The organism is Sorangium sp. So ce394, assembly GCF_051474665.1.
Classification (GTDB): domain Bacteria; phylum Myxococcota_A; class Polyangia; order Polyangiales; family Polyangiaceae; genus Sorangium; species Sorangium cellulosum_D.
The window spans coordinates 11,421,640-11,448,588 of sequence record NZ_CP150339.1 but is presented as its reverse complement, the minus strand read 5'-3'; the positions used below and the strand labels follow the sequence as shown (position 1 = coordinate 11,448,588).

General features: G+C 71.4%; 20 protein-coding genes and 1 pseudogene. 9 read left to right on the top strand and 12 right to left on the bottom strand.

Features of this window, described 5'->3' with window-relative positions; translation table 11 throughout:
- Positions 1-3 precede the first annotated feature (3 nt).
- Together WMF33_RS42320 and WMF33_RS42315 are read left to right on the top strand one after the other, a co-directional pair.
- Entirely contained in the window at positions 4-1,524 is a 1,521-nt protein-coding gene (locus tag WMF33_RS42320; protein WP_437333905.1) for an NADH-quinone oxidoreductase subunit N, read from the top strand.
- 110 nt (positions 1,525-1,634) lie between these two features.
- Positions 1,635-3,785 carry a beta-galactosidase gene (locus tag WMF33_RS42315; RefSeq protein WP_437333904.1) on the top strand — a complete coding sequence of 717 codons (2,151 nt, stop codon included), beginning with the start codon at positions 1,635-1,637 and terminating at the stop codon, positions 3,783-3,785.
- 681 nt (positions 3,786-4,466) lie between these two features.
- Here WMF33_RS42315 and WMF33_RS42310 read toward each other — a convergent pair.
- The 3 genes and pseudogenes from WMF33_RS42310 to WMF33_RS42300 form a co-directional block, all read right to left on the bottom strand.
- Positions 4,467-5,558 (bottom strand): annotated as a pseudogene (locus tag WMF33_RS42310) (recombinase family protein); the annotation flags it as partial.
- A 296-nt stretch (positions 5,559-5,854) separates the two neighbouring features.
- Positions 5,855-6,202: a four helix bundle protein gene (locus WMF33_RS42305; protein WP_437333903.1), complete on the bottom strand. Its 348-nt coding sequence runs from the start codon at positions 6,200-6,202 to the stop codon at positions 5,855-5,857.
- A 241-nt stretch (positions 6,203-6,443) separates the two neighbouring features.
- A complete protein-coding gene (locus WMF33_RS42300; RefSeq protein WP_437333902.1) occupies positions 6,444-6,884 on the bottom strand; it encodes a TM2 domain-containing protein in 441 nt (146 codons plus the stop codon).
- Between the two features lie 538 nt (positions 6,885-7,422).
- On the opposite strand from WMF33_RS42300, the gene WMF33_RS42295 reads away from it, so the two are divergent.
- Positions 7,423-8,547 (top strand): AI-2E family transporter, encoded by a 1,125-nt coding sequence (locus WMF33_RS42295; RefSeq protein ID WP_437333901.1) that lies wholly within the window; start codon positions 7,423-7,425, stop codon positions 8,545-8,547.
- 27 nt (positions 8,548-8,574) lie between these two features.
- Here WMF33_RS42295 and WMF33_RS42290 read toward each other — a convergent pair whose 3' ends face one another.
- The gene (locus tag WMF33_RS42290) at positions 8,575-9,324 is read right to left on the bottom strand and encodes an HAD family hydrolase (protein WP_437333900.1); all 750 of its coding nucleotides are present in this window, start codon (positions 9,322-9,324) and stop codon (positions 8,575-8,577) included.
- Positions 9,321-10,124 (bottom strand): myxosortase MrtC, encoded by an 804-nt coding sequence (gene mrtC, locus WMF33_RS42285; RefSeq protein ID WP_437333899.1) that lies wholly within the window; start codon positions 10,122-10,124, stop codon positions 9,321-9,323. Before mrtC ends, WMF33_RS42290 begins: the two co-directional genes overlap by 4 nt.
- 189 nt (positions 10,125-10,313) lie before the next feature.
- On the opposite strand from mrtC, the gene WMF33_RS42280 reads away from it, so the two are divergent.
- From WMF33_RS42280 to WMF33_RS42260, 5 genes are all read left to right on the top strand, one after another.
- Complete coding sequence (locus tag WMF33_RS42280) at positions 10,314-11,810, top strand: extensin family protein (protein WP_437333898.1); 1,497 nt, start codon at positions 10,314-10,316, stop codon at positions 11,808-11,810.
- Positions 11,811-11,995: 185 nt separating this feature from the next.
- Positions 11,996-12,997 carry a serine/threonine-protein kinase gene (locus tag WMF33_RS42275; protein ID WP_437333897.1) on the top strand — a complete coding sequence of 334 codons (1,002 nt, stop codon included), beginning with the start codon at positions 11,996-11,998 and terminating at the stop codon, positions 12,995-12,997.
- Positions 12,994-14,475: a serine/threonine-protein kinase gene (locus WMF33_RS42270; protein ID WP_437333896.1), complete on the top strand. Its 1,482-nt coding sequence runs from the start codon at positions 12,994-12,996 to the stop codon at positions 14,473-14,475. Before WMF33_RS42275 ends, WMF33_RS42270 begins: the two co-directional genes overlap by 4 nt.
- 51 nt (positions 14,476-14,526) lie before the next feature.
- A complete protein-coding gene (locus tag WMF33_RS42265; RefSeq protein WP_437333895.1) occupies positions 14,527-15,522 on the top strand; it encodes a hypothetical protein in 996 nt (331 codons plus the stop codon).
- Positions 15,523-15,610: 88 nt separating this feature from the next.
- A complete protein-coding gene (locus tag WMF33_RS42260; protein ID WP_269084088.1) occupies positions 15,611-17,725 on the top strand; it encodes an ATP-dependent helicase in 2,115 nt (704 codons plus the stop codon).
- A 225-nt stretch (positions 17,726-17,950) separates the two neighbouring features.
- Here WMF33_RS42260 and WMF33_RS42255 read toward each other — a convergent pair whose 3' ends face one another.
- Positions 17,951-19,618 (bottom strand): nitrite/sulfite reductase, encoded by a 1,668-nt coding sequence (locus tag WMF33_RS42255; RefSeq protein ID WP_437333894.1) that lies wholly within the window; start codon positions 19,616-19,618, stop codon positions 17,951-17,953.
- 119 nt (positions 19,619-19,737) lie between these two features.
- On the opposite strand from WMF33_RS42255, the gene WMF33_RS42250 reads away from it, so the two are divergent.
- On the top strand, positions 19,738-20,934 hold the full coding sequence (locus WMF33_RS42250; protein ID WP_437333893.1) for a trans-sulfuration enzyme family protein: 1,197 nt from the start codon (positions 19,738-19,740) through the stop codon (positions 20,932-20,934).
- Here the strand turns inward: WMF33_RS42250 and WMF33_RS42245 are convergent.
- The 6 genes from WMF33_RS42245 to coxB form a co-directional block, all read right to left on the bottom strand.
- A complete protein-coding gene (locus WMF33_RS42245; RefSeq protein WP_437315626.1) occupies positions 20,931-21,488 on the bottom strand; it encodes a response regulator transcription factor in 558 nt (185 codons plus the stop codon). The two genes, WMF33_RS42250 and WMF33_RS42245, sit on opposite strands and share 4 nt — an antisense overlap.
- Positions 21,489-21,495: 7 nt before the next feature.
- Entirely contained in the window at positions 21,496-22,908 is a 1,413-nt protein-coding gene (locus WMF33_RS42240) for a sensor histidine kinase (RefSeq protein ID WP_437333892.1), read from the bottom strand.
- Positions 22,909-23,155: 247 nt separating this feature from the next.
- Positions 23,156-23,638: a cytochrome C oxidase subunit IV family protein gene (locus WMF33_RS42235; protein ID WP_437333891.1), complete on the bottom strand. Its 483-nt coding sequence runs from the start codon at positions 23,636-23,638 to the stop codon at positions 23,156-23,158.
- A gap of 15 nt (positions 23,639-23,653) precedes the next feature.
- Positions 23,654-24,340, bottom strand: a complete 687-nt coding sequence (locus tag WMF33_RS42230) for a cytochrome c oxidase subunit 3 family protein (RefSeq protein WP_437333890.1) — start codon at positions 24,338-24,340, stop codon at positions 23,654-23,656.
- Positions 24,337-25,974 (bottom strand): cytochrome c oxidase subunit I, encoded by a 1,638-nt coding sequence (gene ctaD / locus WMF33_RS42225; RefSeq protein WP_437333889.1) that lies wholly within the window; start codon positions 25,972-25,974, stop codon positions 24,337-24,339. The genes WMF33_RS42230 and ctaD overlap by 4 nt, the downstream gene beginning before the upstream one ends.
- Positions 25,975-25,993: 19 nt before the next feature.
- Positions 25,994-26,944 (bottom strand): cytochrome c oxidase subunit II, encoded by a 951-nt coding sequence (gene coxB / locus WMF33_RS42220; RefSeq protein ID WP_437333888.1) that lies wholly within the window; start codon positions 26,942-26,944, stop codon positions 25,994-25,996.
- Between the last annotated feature and the right edge of the window lie 5 nt (positions 26,945-26,949).

Genomic DNA, 26,949 nt, shown 5'->3' with positions numbered 1-26,949 from the left:
GCCGTGGAAACGCGCACCTTCGACAACGTCGCGAGCCTCCCGTACTTCGCGCCGGAGCTCGTCCTCATCGCCGCCGCCCTGCTGCTCGTCGTGTGGGACCTCGCGTCGCCGGCGCGCCTCAAGATCGCCGGCCTCGTCGTCATCAGCCTCGCCGCGCTCGGCGCGTCGGGCGGGATGGGCGCCTACTTCCTGGCGACGGGCGCCGGGCCCCACGAGCTCTTCTACGGGATGCTCGCGTTCGATCGCTTCTCCAACCTGTTCCGCGTGATCTTCGCCTTCGTCACCGCGGCGATCGTCCTCTTCGCGGTGCCCCCGAGCGGGCCGGGGGCCGCGCCCGAGCTCCGGCGCGACGTGGGCGAGCTCTTCACGCTGATCCTCGTGCTCTCGCTGGGCATGAACCTCATGGCGGCGAGCCGCCACCTGCTGCTCATCTACCTGTCGCTCGAGCTCGTCAGCGTGATCAGCTTCGTGCTGGCGGGCTTCAAGATCGGCGACGCGCGATCGAGCGAGGGGGCGCTCAAGTACGTCATCTTCGGCGGGGTCGCGTCGGGGATCATGCTCTACGGGATGAGCTGGATCTTCGGCATCACCGCGTCGATGCACCTCGGCGAGTGCGCGGCCCGGATCGCCGCGCTCACGGCGCAGCAGGGCAAGGTGCCGGAGGCCGTCTTCGTCGGCACGGCCTGCATGCTCGCGGGCTTCGGCTACAAGATCAGCGCGGCCCCGTTCCACATGTGGACGCCGGACGTGTACGAGGGCGCGCCGACCCCGGTGACCGCGTTCCTCTCGGTCGGGCCCAAGGCCGCCGGCTTCGCGGTGCTGGTCCGCTTCTTCTCGGACGCGCTCGGCGCCGGGAGCGCGCCGCCCGGCGTCGCGACGCCGTGGCCGGTGCTCGCCGGGTGCCTCGCGATGGCGACCATGACCGTCGGCAACCTGTCGGCGCTCGGGCAGGAGAACGTGAAGCGCATGCTCGCCTACTCGAGCATCGCGCACGCCGGTTACATGCTGCTCGGCTTCGCCGTGTTCAGCGACGCCGGCGTCGCCGCGATCGCGTTCTACATCGTCACGTACTGCTTCATGAACCTCGGCGCGTTCATGGTGGTGATGGCCGTGGCCGAGCAGAGCGGCGGGGACGAGACGCTCTCCGCCTTCCGGGGGCTCGGGCGCCGCGCGCCGCTCGTCGCCGCGGCGATGGCCGTGTTCCTGGTCTCGCTCACCGGCCTGCCCCCGATGGCGGGCTTCGTCGGCAAGTTCTATCTCTTCTCGGCGCTGCTCACCGCCGGCGGCCCGTGGCGCTGGGTGATGGCGATCGTCGGCGTGGTGAACAGCGTGATCTCGCTCTTCTATTACGCGCGCGTCCTCCGCGCGATGTACCTGGAGCAGGGCGAGCGCGCCGAGCCCGCGGCCGTGCGGCCGCTGCTCGGCGCGACGGCGTGCGCGCTCGCGGTTCCGACCGTGCTGCTCGGCGTCTACTGGGCGCCCGTTTACGACTTCGTGGCGCGCTCGCTGACGATGCTGCGCTGAGCCCCGCGCGGTCGAGCGAGCGCGCGGCCGCCCTCCTCGACCGGCGCGCGCTCGCCCGATCGCACGCGGCGGTATCGATCTCCCTGCGATCCTTGCTAGTGTGCGCGCGCGTGGCCACGACGCAGGACGCGAGCTCTCCAGAGGAACGTTTCACGCGGGGGGTGCGCCTCGTCCCAGGCGGCCTGGACATCGGCGGCAAGCTGGTCCCGCTGTACGCCGGCACCCTGCATTACTGGCGGCTCGACCCGTCGGACTGGCGCGCCTGCCTCGAGGCCACGCGCGCGCTCGGCGTTCACCTGATCGACATCTACGTGCCTTGGGCCGTTCACGAGACCGGTCCGGGCCAGTTCGATTTCGGCCAGCTCGACGTGCGCCGCGACGTCGGCGCCTTTCTCCGCCTCGCGCACGACCTCGGCTTCTACGTCATCGCCCGCCCGGGCCCGCACATCAACGCGGAGCTCACCTGCTTCGGCATCCCCGAGCGCGTCATCTGGGATCCGAGCTGCCAGGCCCGCTCCCCGCGGAACAACCCGGTCGTGCTCCCGATGCTCCCCTACGGGTTCCCGGTCCCGAGCTACGCGAGCAACGCGTTCCACGACGAGGTCGCTCGTTACTTCCACGCGCTCGCCCCGGTGCTCAAGCCGCACCTCTATCCGGACGGGCCGATCGTGCTCTTCCAGATCGACAACGAGGGCGCGCTCTACTTCCGCGACGGCGCGTACGACCAGGACTACCACCCCGACGCGATCTCCCTGTACCGCGACTTCCTGCGCGAGAAGTACCGCACGATCGAGGCGCTCCAGCGCGCGTACGCGCGGCGGGCGGAGCCCGCGCCCGAGGGCGCCGCGGCCGAGGACGCCGGCGCCGCGCTCCTGCGCGCCGTCGCCCGCGAGCGCGCTCCGGCCGAGGAGGGCGACCTGCGGTTCGCCACGATCACGCCGCCGGTCGCGTTCGACGCCGAGGCGCCGGCCGATCTCGCGCGCCACCTCGACTGGAGCGAGTTCCACGAGCACCTCCTCGAGGTCGCGATGGGCCGCTTCGCGAAGGCGCTCGCCGCGGCCGGCCTCGACGGCTTGCCGACGATGCACAACTTCCCGATGGGCCAGGACGCGACGCCGCTCAACCCGGCGCGCATCTCGCGCGTCGTCGACCTCGTCGGCCTCGACTACTACAGCGTCGCGAGCCCGAGCAGCCGCCAGATCATCGCTCGCCGGACGAGCGAGCTCGCCGTGCGCTGCGAGGCGCTCTCCCTGCCGCCGTTCGCGTGCGAGATGGGCGCCGGCTTCCCGCCGTTCTTCCCGCCGCTCGAGGAGCGCGACAGCATCTTCGTGATGATGGCCGCGCTCGCGTACGGGCTGCGCGGGTACAACATCTACATGGCGGTCGAGCGCGATCGCTGGATCGGCGCGCCGATCGATCCGCACGGCCGCCCGCGCCCGTTCGCCGCCTTCTGGCGGAAGCTCGCCGCGGCCCTCGAGGCCACGAGGTTCCACGCGCTGCGCCGCCGCGCGCCGGTGCGCATCGTCACGCCGCGCACCGAGCGCCGGCTCACCCGGGTGATGCACGCCTTCGGCCCGCTCACCGGTGCGTTCTTCTCGATCATGAACTTCGGGCCGCGCGACCGTTGCCTCGAGGACGACGTGGGTCTCGGCTACCCGCTCGGGGTGGAGCCCGACACGTTCGTGCGCGCGTTCGAGGAGGCGCTCGACGCGCGCGGCGTCCCTTATGCGCACGTGGGGGGCGAGGATCGCGACATCTCGCTCGCCGGGGCGCGCTGGGTCATCTGCGCGACCTCGGGCGGCCTGAGCCCGGATCTGTTCGCGCGGCTCGAGGCGACGGCGGGGCAGGGGACGCTGATCACGCTGGGCCCGCGCGAGCCGGCCTTCGACGGCGCGTTCCGCGCGCTCCCGCAGCCTTACGATCTGCGGCGGCTCCTTGCCCCCGGGCAGAACTTGCCTGCGCTCCTCCAGGACAACCCCGCCGCGGCGGACTCCGCGGTGTCGCGCGCCATCGACGCGCTCGGCCTACCGACGTTCGCGTGCGATCCGGACAGCGTGTTCGCCACGCTGCACGAGGACGCGTCCGGCGCGCCGCGGGTGCTCTTCCTGTTGAACCCCGGCGACGCCGACGTGGTCGCGCGGGTCACCGTGAGCGCGGCGCGCGCGCGCGACGTGCTGGACGACGCGCACTTCGAGGCGAGGCGAGGGGCGCTGGAGGTGCGGCTCGTTCCGCGCTCGGTGCGGATGCTGGCGCTGGAGTGATGGCGTGAGGGAGCGAGGCTGACCGTTTCGGTGATTCGGGCGGCGCGCGCTGAGAGGCCCGCTCGCCGTCTCCCGCCTCGCCGTCTCGCCGTCTCCCGTCTCCCGTCCTCGTCCTTCGTGCGCGTGCGCGTGCGCGTGACCACGCGGACACGGTCGACAAAGCTTACCCTTCGGCCTGTCCGTACGGTGGCGCGCGTCGCCGTGCCCGCCCGCCCCACTACCGTGGAGGTCTAGCGGCACGATGTAGTGCACGCGCAGCATCGTGGTCGTCACCTCGACCTTCTCTACGAGCAGTTCCACGATCGCTCGGCGATCTTCCCAGGTGCAGCGCTCCAGCCCTCGGCGCAGCCGCTCCTTCAGCTGCCGGAGCTCGTCGACGACCTCTCGCTGCTGCAGCGCACGCCGCTGGTCGTGCTGCCCTTGCGCGAGCCGTGCCTCGCACTGCTGCTTGCTTTCGTCGAGTCGGTCTCGGCGTGCTCGAAGCTCGTCGAGCGTGATCGCTCCGGCTTGGTAAGCGTCCACCAGCCGGCTGATCGCTCCCTCCATGGCTCGCGCTTCGCGCACGAGACGTCGGCGCTCCCGCTCGTACGCCTCCAGCATCGTGTGGGCCTTATCGCGCTGCGCGTCGAGCTGGGCCGCTAGCTGCTCGGGCTCCTGGAGCCAGCGCTCCAGGTCTTGCCAGAGCACTTGCTCGACGTCCTCGGCGCGCAGCGAGGGGCGCGGGCACGGGGCGGCGTCACGCCCGTTGAACCGATCCCGCCCGCCGCAAGTGTAGTACCGGTACTCGCCGCGCCCGCCGGAATCCGTGGCGCGTCCCCACAGCGTTCGGCCACATTCAGTACAGATCAGCAGCCCCCGCAGCAGATAGGGGCGCTTAACCTGCCCCGCCGTACGCTGCCGGTTGTCGCGCAAGCGCTGCTGCACCGTGGCAAACAGCTCCGGGTCGACGAGCGCCGGCACGCTCGCACCGATCCACTGCTCTTCCGGCCGGCGCCGGAAGGACGACTTGCGCCGGCGGCGGTAGTGGCGCCGATCGCGCGGGCGCCGCGGTTCAGCGGCCTCGTACTTCTGGTGATGGGCACAGCCCACGTACACACGGTTGCGCAGCAGCCCCCCGATCGTGCTCGTCTGCCATGGCCGACCCTTGCGGCTCGCGGTCCCTTGCTCCTCGAGCCGCTGCGCAACGTGCCGCAAGGGCAGGCCCTCGTAGCCTACCCACGCGAAAATCTGGCGTACCACCGACGCTTCGCACTCCTCGACCACCACCGTGCCTGGCTGATGCCGAGCTCCCGGCAGGTATCGGTAGCCGTACGGAGGATTGGCCCACCCCGGCGGCGCGCCCGAGCGTGCCCGATGCAGCATGCCACGGCGGGTCCGGTCGAGGATCTTGGCGCGCTCGTACTCGGCGAAGACCCCGCGCATCGACAGCGCCATCCGCTCCTCGTCGGTGCGCGCAGCCCCGCCGTGGATGAAGATGAGCTCAACGCCCTTGCGCGTGAGCTCGTCAAGCACAATTTGCTGATCAACGAAGCGCCGCGCCAACCGATCCGCGTCATACATCACGACGGCGTCGAGCTGCTCCTGCGCTACGGCGTCGCGCAACGCGTCGAGCCCTGGGCGCCGAAGCGTCTCGCCCGACCAGCCATCGTCGAGGTAGCGGTGCTCCGGGTCGATCGTCGCTCCCATCGCCGCAACATGGTGGTCAATGGCCGCGACCTGCGACTCGATCGTGCGCTCTTGCTCCTGCCGGCCTGTCGAGACCCGTGCATACATCCCTATCGTGCTCATGTCCCCCTCCGCTGACGCCCGCCTCGCTGGCGCGACGGAGCAACCGCTCGACCACGAGCGCCATCCGCTCGCCCGCCGCTCGTTGCCCCACGCTCCGGCGCTCGATCTTCCACTCCTTCCCCTGATGTCTTCGCTGTCCCACCCGCAAGCCTGGAGCCCGCGAAGCGCGAGCGACGGCCCAGGAACGGAACGGCGAGCTGCCTCATCCAGTGCAGCCCGAGTTTGTCGACCGTGTCCGCGTGCGCGTGCGCGTGCGCGTGCGCGACCATGTCGTCATATGCTCACCCGCGGCACATTCTCGTGAGCATAGCGACGATTCGAGCCAGCAAGCTCTTCGCATCTTCCGCTTCAGCAGGCGCCAGATAGCCCGCCACGCGACACACGTCCATCAGCGCGCCGCATTCCATCGCGGAGCCACGGGCAATTGCGTAGAAGCGCGCTCGGTCAGGCTTCGCGGGTTTTCCTGAGCCTTCTGCGATGTTTAGTGGCACCGAGATGGCTGCGCGTTTGAGTTGCTCACGAAGCTCTCGCTCTCCACGAGGCAGATACGTGACGAGACGAAGTGCGAAGGTCAAGAACTCGATGGAACGGTGATAGACGTCCAGGTTTTCGTGATCGAGGAGAGCCATGCTTGCGAGATCGTCGCGGGTGCCGGCTCAGTTGCGTGGAAACGGATGACTCTGGGCAGAGAGGGATGAACGGAGCGCGCACGCGCACGCGCACGAAAGACGAGCACGGGGACGGGGGACGGGGGACGGGGGACGGGGGACGGGGGACGGGGGACGGGGGACGGGGGACGGGGGACGGGGGACGGATAGACTCCGCCAGCTTCAGCGACGGGCTGTTCTCCTCCGCTCAGGTGCAGTCGCCTCAGCGGTCGAACTTCAGCGAGTTGCCCTCGGCGTCGCGGAACCGCCCCATTCCGATCATCAGCATGTCGATCAGCGACCAGATGCCGAGTCCACCGCACGTCAAGAGCTTGGCGATGCCGAGCCCGGTCTGTCCCAGATAGAAGCGATCGGCGCCCAGGCTCCCCAGGAAATACGAGAGCAAGAAGACCGTGGACTGGCTCTTGGTCGGGTAACCGACGGGCGCGTCGCGCTTGAGCACGAGGCCCTGGGCATCACGCATCGATCCGGTGCCGATCAGGATCAGATCGATGAGGGTCCAGAAGCCGAAGCCGCCGCACGTGAACAGCTTCAGGAGGCCGAGCCCGGTCTGCCCGAGGTAAAGGCGGTCGGCGCCGAAGATCCCGAGAAACGCCGCGAGCAGGAAGGCAGTCGCCTGATCCTTGTCGGAGTAGAGCTGCATCGCTCCCGGCGGGGGCGGCCCGCCGCCGTACGCGGGCGGCGGCCCCCAGCCGCCTGCGGGCGGCCCGCCCTGTCCTCCTCCGGGCGGCGCACCCCATCCCGCGCCCGGCGCCGGATATCCCCCACCCGGCGGCGGGTATCCCCCGCCCGGCGGCGGAGATCCCCCACCCAGCGGCGCAACTCCCCCACCCGCAGGCGGGTATCCCCCTCCCGCCGGCGCACCGCCGCCCGGCGCCACTCCCTGGCCGCCAGGCGGGCTCGACCCCCAGCCGCCGCCGTTCCCCCAGCCCCCGCCGCCGTTTCCCCAGCTTCCGCCCCCGGGCGGAACCCCGCCACCGCTCGTGCTCATCTTGCTTCCTCCAGCTGACGCGGCGGTGAAGGCGCCGTCGCCTCCGCGGTCGTCGGCCGAGCTTGACTGTATCCCGGAATCGCCGCGCTGCGCTCGCGGAACGCGGAAATCGCTGGTGGTCGCCGGAGGCCCACCCTACCTTGGCCCCGGAGGCCGCTGAACGCGGCACAACGAGCAAGCGCACCCGGCGATGAACCAAGATACCCAGTCGGATCGATGGCTGTCGTTCGCCCTCCGCGCGGGGCTCGTCGCGCTGTTCTTCTGGATGGTGAAGGGGCTGCTCGTCCCCGTCCTGCTCGGCGGCCTCGTCGCGCTCCTCGTCTCGCCGCTCCAGCGCCGCCTCTCGCCGCGACTCGGCCGCTTCCGCCAGTTCGCGCCCGCGATCTCCACCGTCGGCGTGGTGATCCTCGTGTGCATCCCGCTCGCCGTGATCATCATCGAGGCATCCGCCTCGATCAGCCGCTTCTTCGCGCGGGACTGGTCCAGCACCATCGAGCGCGTCCAGGGCCTCCTGAACGACGGCCGGCTGACGGGGCTCATCAACAGGGCAGGCCTGTCCGGAGACGACATCCGCACGTACGTGAGCAACCTGTTCCAGCGGGTGGGCAGCTCGATGGCGAGCTTCGCGGGCGGCATGGTCGCCGCGGTGCCGCAGACGATCGTCGACGCCTTCCTGTTCATCGTGGCGCTCTACTACCTGCTCCGCGACGGCGGCCTCTTGCTGCGCTGGCTGCTCACGCAGTCGCCGTTCAGGAACGAGGAGACCGACGTCCTCTTCGCCTCGATCCAGGACACGGTGCACGGCGCCGTCCTCGGCCTGCTCGCGACGGCGGCCGTCCAGGGGACGCTGACGACCGTCGCGCTCTTCGTCTGCAAGGTGCCGGGCGCGTTCCTCCTCGGCCTCCTCGCCACGCTGCTCTCGCTCGTCCCCATGATCGGCACCACGCCGGTGACGGTAGGGGCGGCGATCTACCTGTTCGTCATCGGGCGCATCGGCGCCGGCATCGGCATGTGCGCCGCGGCCGTCCTCGTCGGGCTCTCGGACAACGTGATCAGGCCGTGGGTCCAGAGCTCGCACGGCGGGATGCACCCGCTCATCGCCCTGCTCGCCATCTTCGGCGGGCTCGAGCTGTTCGGCGCGGCAGGCATCTTCATCGGTCCGGTCGTCGCCGCGATCGTCCTGTGGGCGGTCAACACCCGCTCGAGCCTCTCCCGCGCGAGCCTGCCGGTGGGGCCGCTCTCGTCGCGGCCGCCGCCTTCGTTCGGCTCGCCCACCTCGCGGCCGCCGCCGGGCTCTCGACCGCCGCCCGCGTGAGGCGCCCGCGCGCCGCGGCCGGCGCGCTCACCAGCGCTCGATTCGGTAGCCCCGCCGCTCGGCGACCCGGCGCAGCCGGGGATCGGGGTTGACGGCGATCGGCTCCGCCACGAGCTCGAGGAGCGGCAGATCGCTGATGCTGTCCGTGTAGAACGTCGCGTCCTCCAGCCGGAAGCCCTGCGCCTCGGCCAGCGCCCGCGCGCGCGCGACCTTGCCCTCCCCGAGGCAGAGCGGGGGCGCAGCGCGGCCCGTGAAGTGCCCGCGCTCGTCGATCTCGAGCTCGCTCGCGACGAGGTGCTCGATCCCGAGCCGCCTGGCCAGCGGGCGCGCGGTGTAGGGCCACGCGCCGGTCACGATGGCGCACAGGTCTCCGGCCGCTCGATGCCGCCGCACGGCCTCGCGCCCCCCGTCCGCGATGTGCGGCTCGACGTGGAGCCGGAACCAGTCGTCGCAGCGGGCCGCGAGGACGGTCTCGGGCACGCCCCGGAGCGCGAGCAGCGCGCGCTCGGCGACCTTCTCGGCGTCGAGCACGCCGAGCGTGTATTGCCCGACCCAGTACAGGGTCCGCAGGAGATCGCGCGCGGTCGCCTCGCCGATCTGGCGCTGGTACTTCACGTAGAGGCTCGCGGTCTCCTTGCGCAGCAGCGTGCGATCCATGTCGAACAGCGCCGCGCGCCGGCGCGCGACGCGGCCGTCCCGCGGCGCGGCGCCGTCCTGCCCCGCCCGGCCGCCGCCGCGCGGGGAGCCCGGCGCCGTGTCGTCGGACGAGGTGCTCACGGCGCGTGAACGTAGCCGTTCGCGAGGGTGAGCGAGAAGAGGTTGCAGGCCGCGTGGAACAGGAGCGGCGCCCCGATGCCGCCGGTGCGGGCCCGCAGCCACCCGAAGACGAGCGCGGGGAAGAAGACGGCGAGCCGCGCGGGGTGCAGGATCGTGAGCACGTGGCCGAGCGCGAAGATCGCCGAGGAGATGAGCCACGCCGGGCCGAGCGGCGCGCCGAGGACGCGGACGCGCGGCGGGAAGACGCGGTCGAGGGCGCTCTGGAGGTAGCCGCGGAAGAACGCCTCCTCGGGCAGCGCGACCACGAGGAGCTGCGCGGCGATCTCGTCGGCGGAGGGTGGGCGCAGCACGAACGGCGAGGTCACGCCCCAGTACAGCCGGTAGCCGAGCCAGAACGGCGGGAAGACGATCGCGGCGACCAGGGCGGCCCAGGAGACGGCGCGGAGCGCGGCGTGGGCGAGTCGCGCTGCCGAGAGCGGCGCGGGCTCGAGGACGCCCCCCAGGGACAGGCCGTGGGCGCGGATCGTCGCCTCGTCGTACCGCAGCACGAGCCAGTACGTCGCGGCGAGGAACGCGAGGCCCACGAGCGTGCCGGCGTAGCTCTTCGGCGCCGCGTAGGACGCCGCCGTCACGGCGGCGGTCGTGATGGCGGCGGCGAGGAGCGCGCGCGCGGCGGTCGGCTCGGGCGGCCGCGGGCGCTCGCCGTGGAGCGCGCCCGCGTCGGCCGGCGCGCCGGGCGTCTCGGCGCCGGCTCGGGGGTGCGCGTCGCGGCTCGGTTCGAAGGGCGTCGGTGGTTGCAAAGGGGTGTTCGTCGCGGAGGGGATGCGCGCGGGGATCGCGCCGTTCTGGGCGCTGCGCGCCCAGCGTAACCGCGAGCACGGCGCTGCGCGACGGTCAGCGCGGCGGCGCCGCGATCACGCTGCTGCTCACCGGTCCAGCCGTCGCCGTTTTTTCGCCTTCCTGCCCGGTCACGTTAGAGTGCGGCCGCTGTGGCGTTTTCCCGACTTCGCTGTCTGCTGAAGCCGCTGGTGGGCGCGCTGCTCGCGTCCGTCGCGACGCTCGATCCTGCGCCCGCGCTGGCCGCGTCGCCGTTCCTCGTGACGCCGGAGGCGAGCGTCGCCGAGGCCTCCCCGGCGTACCGCTACGCCAACATGACGGACGACGAGGCGCTGGCCGAGCTGGATCGCCGGAAGATCCTGTACCTCAGGGTGGATCACGCGCCCGGGGTGCGCGCGCCGATCCGGCTCACGGGCCGGCTGAACGGCGTGTACTACCATTCCGTGCTCCCGCCCGAGCAGCGCGTGACGAGCATGTTCGAGATCCTGGACGCGCGCCTCGCGCTCGCCCTCGACGATTTCGCGGCCGTGCTCATGCGGCACGATATCGACGAGGTCGTCCATTACACGATGTATCGACCCAACGTGCCGATGCCGGGCCGCGAGCGGGGAGACCACGAGGGGGAGCACGCGCACGGGGCCGTCGAGGCGAAGGCCGCGGACGGCGACGCTCGCAAGGAATCGACGATGCCCGCGCCTCCGGTCGAGCTGGGCAAGAAGGGCGCGCTCGATGGGACGTCGAAGGCGCCCGAGGAGCGCCCGCGACGCATGAAGGAGAAGGGCGCGGCGGAGGCCGGCGCGAAGGACAAGGGCGCGGCGGAGGCCGGCGCGAAGGACAAGGGCGCGGCGGAGGCCGGCGCGAAGGACAAGGCCGCGGCGGGGGTCGGCGCGAAGGACAAGGGCGCGGCGGAGGCCGGCGCGAAGGACAAGGGCGCGGCGGAGGCCGGCGCGAAGGACAAGGGCGCGGCGGAGGCCGGCGCGAAGGACAAGGGCGCGGCGGAGGCCGGCGCGAAGGACAAGGGCGCGGCGGAGCCCCCTCGAAACGCCGCGTCGAGCCCGCCGGACACCCAGGGGCGGACGACCGCGGCGCGCAGCGCGCCGGCCACGGCGGCCGGCAAGGCAGGAACGCGACGCTCTGCGCGCCGCAAGCCCGCAGCGTCCCGGGCCACGGCGTCCGCGACCAAGCGCCGCGGCGACGTGGCGCTGCGCAGCGACGCAGGCCAGAAGCCCCGCAGCGACGCGGGCCAGAAGCCCCGCGGCGACGTGGCGCTGCGCAGCGACGCCGGCCAGAAGCCCCGCGGCGACGTGGCGCTGCGCAGCGACGCCGGCCAGAAGCCCCGCGGCGCGTGGGCTCCGCCCGGCACGCGTCACCCGGCCGGCCTGGCCATCGACGTCGGCGCGCTCAAGAAGCGCGACGGCACCTGGATCAGCGTCGCGCGTCATTTCCACGGCCGCATCGGGGACAAGACCTGCGGCGAGGGGGCGCCCCAGCCCGAGCTCCCCGAGGCCCGCGAGCTCCGGTCGATCGTGTGCGAGGCGGCGGATCTCGGAATTTTTACATACGTGCTGACGCCCAATTACAACGCGCCGCACGCCGACCATTACCATATGGAGATCAAGCCGGGCGTCCGGTGGTTCCTCTATCACTGAGCGCGCCCCGCGCCCCTGTACAGCCCTGAACGGCGCCCCGCGCCCACTGCACATCCGTTGATTGCGCGTTTTTTGGTGAGCTGAGCTGTTTGTCCGCGCAACTCCCGCCGCGAGAGCGACGATTCCCTTCCCGAACGAAGGCGCCGGCGCTCCGCCGCGCGCCCCCGCAAGGGAGGTCGACGGACATGGTGCAAAAGCGAGAAGGACAGCCGCTCCCGGGGACTTCGTACCGCCTGCTCCAGAGGATCGGGGCAGGCTCGTGCTCCGAGGTCTTCGAGGTGACGGGGCGCCGCGGTCAGCTGCGCGCGCTCAAGCTGCTCCGCGCCATGCACGAGGGGGCGAGCGAGGTCGGCGCGCGCCTCGTCCAGGAGGGGCGCGCGCTCTCGACGCTGAGCCACCCGAACGTCGTGAAGGTCGAGGAGGTCGGCGTGACGAGCGACGGCCGTCCCTTCCTCGTCATGCCGCGCCTCTTCGGCGAGACGCTGCGCGAGCGGCTCGACGCGCGCGGGCCGCTCGCGATCCCCGCCGCCGTGCGCATCGCCATCCAGGTGCTCGGCGGGCTCGCCGCGGCGCACCGCGCCGGCATCATCCACCGCGACATCAAGCCGGCCAACGTCTTCCTCGCGCAGGTGAGCGGCGCCGAGCAGGGAGCGGCCGATCTGGAGAGCGGGCCCTCCGCGCCCGAGGCCGAGCACGCGGTGCTGATCGACTTCGGCATCGCGAAGGTGACCCGCGAAGGGCTCGGGCCGCCGACGGGCTCGAACGTCCTCGGCACGCCGCGCTACCTGTCGCCCGAGCAGATCCGGGGCGAGGATGTCGACGCGCGCACCGACGTGTACGCGGTGGGGCTCCTGCTGTTCGAGGCGATCACCGGGCGAGGGCCGTTTCCGGTGGTCGACTCGATGGCGGTGATGCGGGCGCACCTGAGCACGCCGGCGCCGCGGCTCCGCTCGCTCCTCTGGGTCCCTCCGGCGCTCGACCACGCGGTCGCGCGCGCCCTCGAGAAGGACCCGGGGCTCCGCTGGCAGACGGCGGACGCGATGGCCGCCGCGCTCGCGGAGGCGCAGGGAGAAGACGGCGGCCGGGAGACGGCCGCGCCCGACGGCGCGGGGCAGGCCGCGCCATCTGGCGGCGCGCGCGGCGCGCGCGGCGCGCGGGCGCAGCTCGCGGACGGAGGGGCGCGATGACCGGCGCGACCGCCGACGGGCGCACGCTCCTGTACGCGCCCGGCGCTCTGCGCGCGCCGCAGGCTCCTCGCGCGCGGCCGCCGCGCGCGCTGGGCGAGGTCGAGCTGTCCGCGGACGCGCGGCCGCTGCGCGCGCTGGGCGAGGTCGAGCTGTCCGCCGACGCGCGGCTGCTGCGCGCGCTGGGCGAGGTCGAGCCGTCCGAAGGCGCGCGGCTGCTGCGCGCGCTCGCCGAGGTCGAGCCGTCCGAGGACGCGCGGCCGCTGCGCGCGCTCGCCGAGGGCGAGCCGATCCACGGCACGCCGTACGTCGTGGTGCGCCTGCTCGGACAGGGCGGCATGGGCGAGGTGTACGAGGTCGAGCACCGCGAGCTCGGCCGCCGGTTCGCGGTGAAGCTGCTGCACCGCTGCCACGCCGGCCGCAGCGATCTCTCGGCGCGCATGCGCGCCGAGGCGCGCGCGATCGCCCGCCTGCGCCACCGGAGCTTGCCCGAGGTGTTCGATCTCGGCACCACCCGAGGCGGCCGCCCCTACTTCGCCATGGAGCTCCTCGAAGGGCGCGACCTCAGGACCGAGCTCGCGCGCCTCGGCGTGGTCGCGGTCCCGACCGCGCTCGGCCTGGTCCAACAGGCCCTCTCGGCCCTGTCGCTCGCGCACGCGGCCGGCATCGTCCACCGCGACCTCAAGCTCGAGAACCTGTTCTTGTGCGACGACGGCACGCTCAAGGTCCTCGACTTCGGCGTCGCCAAGCTCCTCCACGCGGGCGCCTCGCTGACCGCCCCGGACGCGGTCATCGGCACGCCGAGGACGATGGCGCCCGAGCAGTGCGCCTCCCTGCCGATCGATCCGCGCGCCGACATCTATGCGATGGGCCTCGTCCTTTACGAGCTCGTCGCCGGGCGAGGCCCGTTCGACGAGCTGCACGGCCGCCGCGACGCGCTCCGCTTCGCCCACTGCGAGCGGGAGCCGCCCCCGCCGTCTCGCTTCGCGCCGCAGGCGATCCCGGCCGCCCTCGATCGGGTGATCCTGCGCGCCATCGCGAAGGCGCCCGAGCACCGCTTCCAGACGGCCGACGACATGGACGCCGCCGTGCGCCGGCTGCGCGACGGGGCGCCGCACGGCGCGGCGGAGGCAGCCAGCACGGCAGCGCTCACCCCGACCGCCTGCGACGTCCCCACGGCCCGCGCCGCCGCGCCCGCCGCCGCGCAGCGCCTCCCGCCGCTCGCCTCGCAGGGCGGTGGCCGCGCCGTCGCCGCGCCCCTCGCGCGCCGCCCGCCGTCGCGCTCGCGGCGGCGCGCATGCACGGCGCCGCGCGCCGCCCGCGCCGCGTCGCGCGCTGCCGCCCTCGGCGTGTGCGCGCTCGCCGTCGCGTCCGCCGCGCTCGGGCTCACGCTCGCGGAGCGCTGGCTCGCGGCGAGCGATCACCCCGCGCCGACGCCGTCGGCGCCCGCCGCGGCAGAGGCGCGCTCGGCTGTAAGGTAGCCTCGTCGAGCCCGTTCTCCGGTCGACACCGCAATGCGGAGTGGAGGGACCATGAACCGGACGCGACGAATCGGGCTGGCTTGTTTGGCGGTATCGCTCCTCGCGGGCGCTGCCTCGTGCGGCGGCGGCACCGCGGCCCGGCCGACGGACGCCGCGACATCGAGGGCAGCCGATCCCGCGCCTGGGTTCGTCGCCTCGGGCAGCTCCGGCGCCTGGGACGGCGCCGCCTCCGAGCCGGGCGCGCCCGCCCCGCCGCCGCTCTCCGCATCGCCGCCCGCGCCCGCGGCGCCCTCTGCCGACTTCGAGGCGCCCTCCGCCGCGCACGGCGCCGGCCGCGTCGAGGGGGCAGCGCGCCGGGCCCCGAGCAGCCAGGTCGCGCCGGAGCCGATCGAGCGCCCCGGCCTCGGCACCGAGTGGGGCGAGACGCGCGTGTCCCGCATCTCGACCGCGCCGTTCGTCCGCGCCGACGTCGAGCGGCCGTTCGCGCTCGCGAGCCTGTTTTACAACGACGCCGAGGGGGCCCGCGCCATGGCGAGCGCGTCCGGCTTCCGCCGCACGTCGCCGCAGGCCTTCACGCTCGCCGGCGGCGCCGTCGCGATCGGGCTGCGCGGCGAGGGCGGCGGCTTCCTGAGCGGCTTCGTCGCCGGCGAGACGAGCCACGTCGTCGGCGAGGCCGGCCAGCGCTACAGCGTCGTGCTGCGCAACCTCACGCCGAACCGGATCGAGTGCGTCGTCTCCGTCGACGGCCTCGACGTCATGGACGGCCAGCCCGCGGCGTTCGACAAGCGCGGTTACCTGGTCGAGCCCCACGGCGAGCTCGAGATCGACGGTTTCCGCCAGAGCATGGACACGGTCGCGGCGTTCCGGTTCGGCTCGGTCCGCGGCTCCTACGCGAACCAGAAGCACGGCGACACGAGGAACGTGGGCGTGATCGGCGTGGCCCTCTTCCACGAGCGCGGCACGGCGCCCTGGACGCTCGACGACGTCCGGCGCCGCCGGGAGGCGAACCCGTTCCCGGGGCAGTTCGCCACGCCGCCCGGACTTTGAGCCGTTCCAGCGGTGATCCCGCGCCCGCCCCGCCGTCCGATAAAATCAAGCTCCCGCTCCGGCCCACGCCGGGCTAGGCCACCGCACGGTGTCGGACTTATTGAACCCGTCTCAACGTGCGGCCGTCGAGCACGAGCTCGGGCCAATGCTGGTGCTCGCCGGCGCCGGATCCGGCAAGACGCGCGTGGTGACCACGCGGATCGCGCGCCTGCTCGATCGCGGCATCTCGGCGCGCTCCATCCTGGCGATGACCTTCACCAACAAGGCCGCCGCCGAGATGCACGAGCGCGTCGGCAAGCTCGTCGGCGCCAAGGTCGCGCGCGAGCTCAAGGTCTGCACCTTCCACCGCTTCGGCCTCGACGTGCTCGGCGCCGAGACCCGCGCCCTCGGCCTGCGCGGCGGCTCGTTCGCCATCTTCGATCAGTCCGACGCGCTGGGGGTCATCCGCGAGATCCTCCGCGAGCTCCGCGCCGGCAAGAGCTACGACGTCGGCGCGATCCTCTCGCGCATCTCGAACGCCAAGAACGCGTTCCTCGAGCCCGAGGCGTGGGCCGAGGCGCAGCGGCAGGGCAAGGGCATCGACGACTACGACGAGATCTCGATGCTCGTGTACCCGCGCTACAACGCGGCGCTGCGCTCGTTCCAGGCCTTCGACTTCGACGACCTCATCTGCGAGGTGGTCCGCCTCTGGCAGACGCGGGCCGACGTCCTCGAGCGCTGGCGGATGCGCTACCGCTTCGTGATCGTCGACGAGTACCAGGACACGAACCGCGCCCAGCTCGAGCTTTTGCGCCTGCTCTGCGGCGAGCACCGCAACGTGGTCGTCGTCGGCGACGACGACCAGTCGATCTACGCCTGGCGCGGCGCCGACGTGCGCAACATCCTCGATTTCGAGGAGCATTTCTCCGGCGCGAAGGTCGTCAAGCTCGAGCACAACTACCGCTCGCGCAAGCCGATCCTCGACGTCGCCAACGCGGTGCTCGCGAAGTCCGGCGCCCGGCGGCACAAGAAGTCGCTCATCGCCACCCGCCTGGACGGCGACAAGGTGCGGTCCATCATCTGCGTCGACCCCGACGTCGAGGCGAGCTTCGTGGCCACGGAGGCGCAGCGCCTCCTGGAGCGGGAGGCCGCGCGGCCGAAGGACATCGCCGTGCTCTACCGGTCGAACCTCCAGGCGGCCGCGATCGAGTCGGCCCTCAAGGAGCGGCAGATCCCGATCCGGATGATCGGCGGCCAGCAGTTCTTCGAGCGCAAGGAGGTCAAGGACCTCATCGCCTACCTGCGCGTCGCGCTGAACCCGCAGGACGAGATGTCGCTGCGGCGCATCCTGAACTACCCGGCGCGCGGCGTCGGCGACGCCGCGGTCGCCAAGCTCGGCGCCTACGCGACGGCGCACGACACCTCGCTCTGGACGGCGGTGTCGCGTCCGCACGCCGTCCATGAGCTGAGCGCCGCCGCGATCGAGGGGTGCCGCCAGCTGCTCCGGATCATCGAGGCCGCGCGCGGGCGGCTCGAGCGCGGCGAGCCCTCCGCGGAGGTCGCGCGCGCGCTGCTCGCCGACGCCGGCTTCAAGGAGGACATCATGACCGGCTCCTCCACGAACAACGCCGCCGCGCGCCGCTGGGGCAACCTCGAGGGGCTGCTCAACGTCTTCGCGCGCCGCGACGAGAAGGGGAAGGGGGACCGCGCGAGCTTCGCCGAGTTCCTGCGGCTGCTCGCGCTCCGGCAGGACTCCGAGGAGGAGGAGGCCACCGACCGCGTGACGCTCACCACGATGCACGGCGCGAAGGGCCTCGAGTTCCCGTACGTCTTCGTGATCGGCCTCGAGGAGGGGCTGATGCCCCACCAGCGCAGCCTCGACGAGCGCGCCACGGACGCCGCGCCCAGCGGCGCCGAGGGGGGCGACACGGGCGGGCACAGCATCGAGGAGGAGCGGCGGCTCTTCTACGTCGCGGTCACGCGGGCCCGCGATCGGCTCTACCTCACGCGGGCGAAGCACCGCGGCTCGCGCGGCAAGATGGTGCCGAGGACGCCGAGCCGGTTCCTGCTCGACATTCCCCCCGAGCTCATCGAGGAGCGCGAGGAGCTCGCGCCGGTCGCTCCGGGGATGGAGAAGGTCAAGGCGGGCGCCGCGGGGGTGCTGGCGGCGCTGGCGATGAACCCGTTCGCGGGCGATCCGCCCCTGATCCCCCGTCGTCGTTGAGTGGGGCTCGCCCGCGCAGGAGACGGGCCCAGATTACGTCTCCCGTCTCCCGTGCGCGTCTGCGTGCGCGTGCTCGTGCGCGCTGACTCCGGGGAATCGCGCACGCGCACGCGCACGAAGGACGAGCACGAAGGACGGGAGACGGGGGACGAAAGACGGAGGAGGGAAGAGGGGAGACGGGGACGAGAGACCGAGCACGGTCTCTCGTCCTAGCTGAGAACCGCTCTAGATCGCGGCACCCTCCGCCGCCGCGAAGCCGGCGCGGGTGATCTCCTGCACGCCCTTGCGCGTCACGAAGTCGCGGAAGCTCTCGCCCTCGGCGCGACCCGCCATGTAGAAGCGCGCGATTGCGGCGATCACCTTGGGCGTCTCCTCCTCGGGGATGCGGCCGTCGAGGCGCTCGCCGATGCGCGCGTTCGGGCCGCAGCCGCCGCCCACCCGGAGCGAGTAGTGCGGGCGCTCGACCCCGTCCTTGCCCTTCACCATCAGCCCCGTCATCCCGATGTCGGCGACGTGGTGCTGCCCGCACGAGTTCGGGCACCCCGAGATCTTGATGTCGAACTCGCCGAGGGCGCTCACGAAGTCGTCGGCCTCCTGGCGGCTGCCGTTCGGCACCAGGTGCTCCCGGATGCGCGACCCGACCTCCATGCTCTTCGTGATCGCGAGCGTGCAGTAGTCGCCGCCCGGGCAGGTCACCACGTCGGTGACGTGCCCCGCGTCCGCCTCGGCGAGGCCGATCTGCGAGAGCTCACGGTGCAGGTTGAGCAGCTGCCCCTCCGGCACCCAGCGCAGCACGAAGTTCTGGGTGTTCGTCGCCCGCACCTCGCCGTTGCCGTAGCGCCGCGACAGGTCGGCCAGGCGCTTCAGCTGCTCGCTCGTGATATCGCCGAGCGGCAGCTTGACCGTCGCCACCCGGTAGCCGGGCTGCTTCTGCGCGATCGTGTTGGTCCGCTTCCAGCGCGCGAACGCACCGTCGCCGAGCGTCTCCCGCAGCGGTGTGAGCGGGGGCGGATCGTTCTCCCGGTACCTGCCCACATTCTCCGCCAGCTCGGCCGCGAGCGCGTCGCCGCGCTCCGCCTTGATGCGATCGAACTCCTCGTCGAGCCTGCGAAGGAACTCGGCCTCGCCGATCTTGCGCAGCAGGAACTTGAGGCGCGCCTTCTTCCGGTTCTTCCGCTCTCCGTCCCGGTGGAACACGCTCACCACGGCCTCGCACAACGGCAGCAGATCCGACTCCGGGATGAACTCCTTCCAGAGGTGCGCGATCTCGGGCGTCGAGCCGAGCGAGCCGGCCACGTAGACCGCGAAGCCGCGCCCGCGGTCGCCGATCTTCGCGAACAGACCGATGTCGTTGATCATGACCTGCGCGTGGTCGCGCGCGCTCCCCGAGAAGGCCACCTTGAACTTCCGCGGTAGCCGCCGGTTGTGCTCGTGGAAGAGGAAGTGCTTGGTGACCGCGAGCGCGTAAGGCGTCACGTCGAACACCTCGTCCTCGACCACGCCAGCGAGGTGCGACGCGGTGATGTTGCGGAGCGTGTCCGCACACGCGCCGACCGTCGTCACCCCCGCGCGCGCGAGCACGCGCTGCAGGTCGATCGTCTCCTCGATCTCCAGGTAGTGGAGCTGGATGTCCTGGCGGGTCGTGACGTGCGCTAGCCCGCGACCCCACCGCTCCGTGACTTCCGCGAGGGCTTCCAGCTGCGCAGCCGTGAGCTGCCCTCCGGGAATCTTGATGCGCTGCATGTGCTTCACGTGCGCGAGCTGCGCGTAGACCCCCATGGCCAGCCGCAGCGGGCGGAACTGGTCCGGGGTCAGCTCACCACGTTTGAATTTGGCGACGTTCTCGGCGTGTTCGTCGATGGCCGCCGCAAGGCGCTCGACTGGATGCAACATAACCGATGGTATTCCCTATATTTCCGACGCGTCAAGTGCGACAATTCTGAAGGCCGGTGCACCGAAGATCCCGGCCCCTCGGCGCCCCCACCCCGGCGCCCCCCCACCTCAGCGCCCCCATGAAGACCGAACTGCCGAACTCGACCGATGCTGTGCACGCGGGTGTGCTCCGCGACCGGCCGTCCCACACCCTCGCCCCCGCGATCGCGCAGACGGCGACGTACACGTTTGCGAACACGGCGGATCTCGAGCGCTACTTCGCCGGGGGCGACACGGACCCGGAGCGCCAGGAGTACGGCCGCTACGGCAACCCGACCGTGCGCGAGGTCGAGCAGCGCATCGCGGCGCTCGATCGCGCGGAGGACGCCGTGCTCTTCGCGAGCGGCATGGCGGCGGTGACGACCACGGCGTTCGCCCTGCTCAAGGCGGGCGACCACGTCATCCTCTTCCGCGACGTGTACCGCCGCACGCGGCAGTTCGTGATCAACGTGCTCTCGCGGCTCGGCGTCGAGCACACGCTGATCGACCCGGGCGCGTTCGACCAGCTCGAGGCGGCCTTCAAGCCGCGCACCCGCTTCGCGCTGAGCGAGTCGCCGACGAACCCGTACCTGCACTGCATCGACCTGTCCCGCTTCGCCGAGATCTGCAAGAAGGCGCGCGTCAAGACGATCGTCGACGCGACGTTCGCGACCCCGTGCAACTCCGACCCGATCGGGCGCGGCATCGACCTCGTCGTCCACAGCGCCAGCAAGTACCTGTCCGGCCACAACGACGTCCTCGGCGGCGCGGTGTCCGGCTCGAGCGCGCTGATCTCGCTCGTCCGCGACATGCGCAGCGTCCTCGGCGGCGTCATCGATCCCCACGCCGCGGCGCTGATCGGCCGCGGGATGAAGACGCTCGCGCTCCGCGTCGAGCGGCAGAACGCGACGGGGCTCGCTGTGGCGCGCGCGCTCGAGGCGCACCCCGCCGTCGAGCGGGTGTTCTACCCCGGGCTCCCGTCGCACCCGGATCACGAGGTCGCGGCCGCGCAGATGCGCGGCTTCGGCGGCGTCGTGAGCTTCATCGTGCGCGGCGGGCGCGAGGCGGCCGCGCGCGTCGTCGACGGCACCCGCATCGCCGCGATCGCCCCGAGCTTCGGCGGCGTGGAGACGCTCATCGAGCAGCCCTGCATCATGAGCTTCCACGAGCTCAGCGACGAGCAGCTCGCGGCGATCGGCATCTCCCCCGCGCTCATCCGCCTCTCGGTCGGCGTCGAGGAGACGGAGGACGTCGTGAAGGACGTCCTCGCCGCGCTCGACGCGCTCGGCAACCGCTAGCCCCCGAGCTTCTTCAGCTTCCGCTGCAGCGTCCGCCGGTCGATCCCGAGCAGCTTCGCCGCGGTCGCCACCACGCCGCCCGACTCCCGGAGCGCGGCGCGGATCGCCTCGCGCTCCAGGTCGTCGAGCTTCAGGCTCCCGGGCGGCGGCGTCGGGGCCGACGCCGAGGAGGGGGGCGGCCGCTGCCGCTCGCGGAGGCCCGCGGCCTCGCGCAGGAGCTTGTCCGCGTCGACGGGCTTGCTGAGCAGCGTGTCCGCGCCCTCGCGCATCGCCGCCACCGCGAGCGGGATGTCCCCGAACCCGGTCAGCATCACGATGGCCGCGTCGGGCTGCAGCTTGCGGTACTTGGCGAGCGCGCTGAGCCCGTCGCCGCGCGGCATGCGGTAGTCGATGACCACGAGGTCCACCGGCTCGTACTCGAGCGCCACGAGCCCCTCGTCGATCGTCGCCGCGGTCCTCGCCACGACGCCGCGGCGGCGCAGCGCGCCCTGCAAGGTGGTGCGGAACGCGTCGTCGTCGTCCACGAGCAGCGCCGTCTCGATCCGTCGCGTCATCTTCACCTCAGGCCGCCCCGGCGCGCTTCAGCGCGGGGGGCAGATCCGCGTCCATCGGGCCCGGGGTTCCGTCGAGCCGGAGGCGCAAGGTCGCCTTCGCCCCGCCGGTCTCGACGCTCTCCATGCGCAGCACCGCGTTCATGCGCGAGGCCATCATCGAGCTGATGTAGAGCCCGAGCCCCATCCCGCCCTGCGACATCTTCGTCGTCTGGAACGGCTCCCCGAGCCGCCCGGCGATCTCGGGGCTCAGCCCCGGACCGCTGTCCGAGACCGCGATCTCGCAGACGTCGCCGCGCTCGATGACGCTCACCTCGATCCGCTGCTCGGCCCGGTCGTCGGTCGCCTCGGCCGCGTTCGCGAGCAGGTTGACGAGCACCTGGCGCAGCGCCGGCTTGAGCACGTTCGCCTGCACCGGCCGCGGCGTGTCGAACGCGATCTCGCCCCCGTAGCCGAGCCGCGCGAGCTCGGCCTTCGCGAGCTCGCGCACGAAGCGGGTGAGCTCCAGCGGCTCGAGCCGCTGGTCGAGCCGGATCTGCCCGCGCATTAGGCTGATGATGTCGCTCGCGCGCCGGGCCTCGCCGGCCACCGTCTCGGCCATGCGCGCCGCGTCCTCGGAGCCCGTCTCGCGCGCCACGTCGACGAGGTCCTTGCTCGCGAGGAGGATCGTCGCGAGCGGCGTGCTGAGCTCGTGCGACATGCCGCCGACCATGCGCCCGAGCATCGCCAGCCGCTCGTTCCGCTGGCTCTGCTGCCGGAGCTCCTCGAGCCTATGCGCGTACACGACGACGAAGAAGCCGAGGAACAGCGTCAGCGACGTGAGCGAGACGAGGTCGCCGAGCTGCCGGATGCGGTCGCCGTCGAGCGACGCGGACTCGAGCGGCAGCGGCTCCGCGTCGGTGAGCACGCCGATCGCGAGCAGCGTCAGGAGCCCCACGAGCACGGTCGTGCGCCGCGGGCAGAGCAGGCCGGAGAGGGCGATGTGGAAGGCGAGGAAGACCGCGAACGGGTTCTCGAGGCCGCCCGAGAACCAGAGCATCCAGGCGTTCGCGACCACGTCGCCCACGAGCTGGGCGCGCGCGAGCTCCTGCGCCGGCTCGCGCGCCGAGGGCTCGCCCCCGTCGAGCGGGCGCGCGCGCCGGACCCGGTAGGTCCAGGCGAGGTTCGCCACCGTGATCGCCGCGATGCCGAGGACGAGCGGCCCTAGCCGGAGGTCGGGCACGAGCTTCCGGCTCGCGACCGTCGTCGCGATCATCCCCGCGATCGCGACCCACCTGAGCTGGATCAGCCAGCGGTCGGCGGTGTCCCAGGACGGGGGCTTCGGGCCGGACAGCAGCACCGCGAGCCGCCGCCGCGCGGCCGGCGGCGCGCCGCTCTTGGTGGGGTCGGCGTCAAGCGCCCAGGATTGGAAAGAGGATTGCATCCGCGCGCGGACAGGGAGGGCTTCCAGGGCGCGGTCGAGGCGCCCGGCGTTCAGCCGGGAGCAACCTTTCGACGTTGCCTTTCAACCGCTCCCTTGTACCGCGCACCAAAGCCGCGAGCACGCGCGAGGTGCACCCGCGCCCACACCCGGGGGTCGGCAGGAGAAACCCCTGTAATTCCCGGAGCTTACGTTTGTGCGCCAGCTTACATCCGGCGCTCGACCGCGGGGCGCGCGGCCCCGCGGCCGGTCACTCGGTGCCCTGGTGGACCTGCTTGGGCGGCGGGGCCACCTTGTGCGGCTTCTTCACGACCCAGTTGTCGGCGGCGCGCTTGCCGTCGAACGGCGCCTTCCAGTCCGCCGGCCGCTCGGCCTCGATCTCCTCGGCCCGGCCCCGGTTGGTCGTGTCGAACATGGTGAAGCCGATGAAGATCGCCAGGAAGATGAGCGACGAGGCGAAGATCAGGGTGTGGAATTTGTGGTCCCACTTGAGGTGCATGAAGATGAACGCCACGACGCTCGCCTTCACCGTCGCGATGAGGACCGCGATGGCCAGGTTGGCGGCGCCGAGGTCGACGTAGCTCGCGCCCACGGTCACGACCGTGAGCACGAGCAGCGTGAGCCACGTGGCGATGTAGACCTTGAGCGGCAGGACGTGGGGCACGTGGTCGGCGCCGTGGCCGTGGCCGTGCCCGTGTCCGTGCGCGTCGGCTGCTTCTGCGTGTGTCGACATGCTGTCCTCTAGGCCTCAGCCCACCAGGTAGAGCAGGGGGAAGAGATAGATCCAGATGAGGTCGACGAGGTGCCAGTACAGCCCCACCCCCTCGACCGGCAAGTAGTAACGGCTCGAGAACTCACCGCGCGTATTGCGGATGAGGATCCACGTGATGAGCCCCATCCCGATGACGACGTGCAGGCCGTGGATGCCCGTCATCATGAAGTAGATGGCGAAGAAGATCCCCGCGTGGGCCGTGGTGAAGCCCTGGGCGGTGAAGTACTTCCCGGGCAGCAGGCCGTCGTGGAACTTGTGCTGGTACTCGAAGTACTTGATCACGAGGAACGCGGCCGCGCAGAGCAGCGTGATCACGAGCAGGCGCGTCGTGGTCTTCTGGTCGCTCTTCTGCGCCGACCGGACGGCGAGCGCCATCGTCAGGCTGGAACAGATGAGCACCACCGTGTTGATGCCGCCCATCACCTTGTCGAGGTGGTGGTGGGCCTCCACGAAGGAGTCGAAGAACCAGGTCCGGAAGATCGCGAACGCGCAGAACAGCCCGCCGAAGAGGAGGACCTCGGTGACCAGGAAGAGCCAGATGCCCATCCTGCTGGCGTCGAACTGCGTGTCCGCGGAGTCGAAATGATGGGCGACGTGGAAATTGGGGGACAGGACCGGCCCTGCCTTGTTCGGCCGATCGGCGGCCTCGGCGTGCGCGCTCATGCTTTCTCCGTGTTGAAGTCGTATGCGCCCTTGGTCACGATCGGGGTGCGGACGAAGTTCTCGGTGATGGGCGGGGAGGCGGTGGTCCACTCGAGGCTGAGCCCGCCCCAGGGGTTCTTCGGCGCCGGCGCGCCGGAGCGGAGCGACCGGATCAAGCAGACCAGCATCACGAGGATGCCGGCGCCCAGGATCCACGAGCCCACGGTCGAGAAGGCGTGCAGCGGCTGGAACTGATCGAGGTAGTTGTAGTAGCGCCGCGGCATCCCGCGGCTGCCCAGGACGAACTGCGAGAAGAACGTGACGTTGAAGCCGATGAAGACGAGCACGCAGGCGATGGCGGCGAGCCGCTCGGAGTACATCTTCCCGGTGATCTTGGGCCACCAGTGGTGGAGGCCGCCGAAGTAGGCGATGACCGTGCCGCCGACCATTACGTAGTGGAAGTGCGCGACGACGAAGTACGTGTCGTGCAGGTGCAGGTCGACGCTGAGCATCCCGAGGAAGACGCCGGTCAGGCCGCCGATCGAGAAGAGGATGAGGAACGACAGCGCGTACAGCATCGGCGCGTTGAAGCCGATCGAGCCGCGCCACAGCGTCGCGGTCCAGTTGAAGATCTTGACCCCGCTGGGGATGGCGACGAGGAAGGTCAGGAACGAGAAGATGATCGCCGCGAGCTCGCTCTGGCCGGAGGTGAACATGTGGTGGCCCCACACGAGGAAGCCGACCAGGGCGATGGCGACGCTGGAGAAGGCGATCGCCTTGTAGCCGAAGATCCGGCGCCGCGCGTGCACCGCGATGAGCTCGCTGATGATGCCCATGCCCGGCAGGATCATGATGTAGACGGCCGGATGGCTGTAGAACCAGAAGAAGTGCTGGTAGAGCACCGGGTCGCCGCCGAGCGCCGGGTCGAAGATGCCGATGTGGAACGCGCGCTCGGCGATGAGCAGGAGGAGCGTGATGCCGAGCACCGGCGTCGCGAGGATCTGGACGATGCTCGTCGCGTAGAGCGCCCAGAGCATGAGCGGCATCTTGTACCAGCCCATCCCGGGCGCCCGGAGCTTGTGCAGGGTGACGACGAAGTTCAGCCCCGTGAGCACGCTGGAGAAGCCGAGGATGAAGACGCCGAACGTGACGCTCAGGACCGACGTGGTGGTCACCGTGCTCGAGTAGGGCACGTAGAACGTCCAGCCGGTGTCGATGCCGCCCGTGACGAGCGACGAGAGGGTGAAGAGGGCGCCGATCCAGTAGAGGTACAGGCTGAGGAGGTTCAGCTTCGGGAAGGCGACGTCCTTCGCGCCGATCATGATCGGCAGGAGGAAGTTGCCGAGCGCGCCGGGGATGCTCGGGATGATGAAGAGGAACGTCATCACCGCGCCGTGGAGCGTGAACATCTGGTTATAGGCGTTCGCGCTCATGATCGTCGCCTTCGGCGTCAGGAGCTCGAGCCGGAGGACCAGCGCGAAGACCCCGCCCATGAGGAAGGCGATGAAGGTGCTGACGAGGTACATCAGGCCGATCCGCTTGTGATCGACCGTGGTGAGCCACGACATGATCCCGCTCTTGGCCCGGATGTAATCCGTTTCGTGGCCGCCGTGCGGTGCCGTATTGACGTCGAGGGTCGTTACTGTCTGCGACATGACTGCTTCTCCCCGGCGCTCACTTCACCGTCTTGAGGTAAGCGATGAGCGCGTCAACTTCTCTGTCCTTGAGGAGCCCCTTGAACGACGGCATCACCGGCGGGTAGCCGCGCACGATCTGGCCCTGCGGGTTGAACACGCTCTCGCGGAAGTAGTTCTCGTCCGCGGTGACCTTCGAGCCGTCCGCGAGCTCCTCCTCGCGGCCGAAGAGCCCCTTGAGCGACGGACCCTGGAGGCGCGTCCCGTCGAGCGAGTGGCAGGTCGCGCAGCTCCGCTTGGCGAAGAGCGTCTTGCCGAGCTCCTCGGGCGGGAGGTCGCTGTTGTTGTTGCCCTCGAGCCACTTCTCGAAGTCCGACGGCTCCATCACCTTGACGGTGGCCAGCATGTCCGAGTGGCCGGAGCCGCAGTACTCGGTGCACAGGAGCACGGTCTCGCGCGTGTCCGTCGCCTCGAACCAGACCGACGTGTACGACCCCGGGACCACGTCCTGCTTCACGCGGAACTCCGGGATGTAGAAGCTGTGGAGGATGTCCTTCGAGCTCAGGATGAGCCGCACCGGGCGCCCCCGCGGCACGGCGAGCTCGTTCACGGTCGTCGTCCCGTCGGGGTAGGTGAACGTCCAGATGTACATCTCGCCGGTGGCGTTGATCTCGTACGACTCGGCCGGCGCCACGGAGGCGTGCACGTAGCCGCGCATGCCCACGAAGAAGAGCGCAATGAGGATGGCGAGCGGGATCAGCGTCCACACGACCTCGACCGTCGCGCTGTGGTCGATGGGGCTCGTCTTGTCGTGCTCGCTGCGCCGCCGGTACTTCACGGCGAACAGCACGACCGCCCCGGTGACCAGGACGAAGAAGAGGACGGAGACCCAGTAGGCCGCGGCCCAGCCGGCGTCGATGTGCTCTGCGAGCGTCGACCCCGCGCGGGGCAGCCAGAAGGAGCCAAGTTCGATCGGGTTCTTATTCTCCATAATTG